Source organism: Acinetobacter pittii ATCC 19004 = CIP 70.29, assembly GCF_000369045.1.
Classification (GTDB): domain Bacteria; phylum Pseudomonadota; class Gammaproteobacteria; order Pseudomonadales; family Moraxellaceae; genus Acinetobacter; species Acinetobacter pittii.
Window position 1 is genome coordinate 27,535 of the sequence record NZ_KB849787.1, and the last position, 1,028, is coordinate 28,562.

Consider the following 1,028-nt stretch of genomic DNA (forward strand, 5'->3'; position numbering starts at 1 on the left):
TTTGGACTAGAATCATTAAAAAAGATAAATCCCTGCCAATCTTTTTTATAAAGCATTCCTTCAAAGCTATTTATTTCAGTAGGCAGTGGATCAATCGATCCTATGTCTAAACTCAGTGCAATGCTATTTATTGGAACAGGAATTGGTACTTGATTAGCTAAAGATTGACTTCTAATATCTTTCAATAATGCATTAGAAATATCATTTACATTAGTAAAATCGGCATAGTCTATAAGAGACAATTCAAATTCAAGCATAATAAGAATTATTTTTTGGTTTTAGATTCGACTATTAATTTTATCATGTCTAAATCACTTTGATCTAAACTATTCATTTGCCTAAATAATACTTTTAATTCTTCATTTTCATTATTTTCAACGTTTTCATTGACTAATGATGAAATACTAATACCAAATTTATTAGATATTTTCTCTAAGAGATCATAAGAAGGATTCTTACTTTTCCCTGTTTCTAAGTCCCAAAAATGTGTTTTTGATATCCCAATTAAATCTGCTGCATCTTGCAATGAAAGCCCTTTCTTTAATCTAAGCTCTTTAAGTTTTGAAGAAAAAGACATAAAACACCTCTATTATATCATTAAGATATATCTGTACAAAATCATATAAAAAAACTTGACTCTTTGCAATATCACTATTATTTTACATATACGTTCAACTATATCTTACGACGAGAATCGTTATGGCTAAAGCACCAATCGGTACAACTGCATCAACAGGTCAAACATGTCCTGAAAGTGGTGTCTGGAAATCTCTAGACACTCCATCTACAACAGCACCAATTGCTAAGGGAAATCGAATGCCCCCGCACAATGGTAATGCCGTTACATGGAAATTAACTCAATACGCATAGGAGAAAAATATGTCGTTAAAACCTGGTCAAAATACTGGACGTGATGGTGGTATTTATAGAGAGCAAGGGCCTCGTGGTGGATTAAGAGATAACTACTCTACAATTCCTGATCGTACGATTGCTCCACCAACATCAAAACCAAACTCAAGCTGGGTTCG

3 protein-coding genes are annotated in these 1,028 nt (G+C 32.6%); 1 reads left to right on the forward strand and 2 read right to left on the reverse strand.

The genetic code is table 11. The annotated features are described in order from the left end of the window. Both F928_RS22465 and F928_RS10280 read right to left on the reverse strand, forming a co-directional pair. The coding region (locus tag F928_RS22465) for a hypothetical protein (protein WP_005074604.1) at nt 1-257 on the reverse strand (257 nt) is incomplete at its 3' end. An 8-nt stretch (nt 258-265) separates the two neighbouring features. Further along, entirely contained in the window at nt 266-577 is a 312-nt protein-coding gene (locus tag F928_RS10280; RefSeq protein ID WP_005074606.1) for a helix-turn-helix domain-containing protein, read from the reverse strand. A 122-nt stretch (nt 578-699) separates the two neighbouring features. Between F928_RS10280 and F928_RS22470 the strand changes: the two genes are divergently transcribed. Beyond that, a complete protein-coding gene (locus tag F928_RS22470; RefSeq protein ID WP_005074609.1) occupies nt 700-870 on the forward strand; it encodes a hypothetical protein in 171 nt (56 codons plus the stop codon). The last annotated feature ends 158 nt before the right edge of the window (nt 871-1,028 follow it).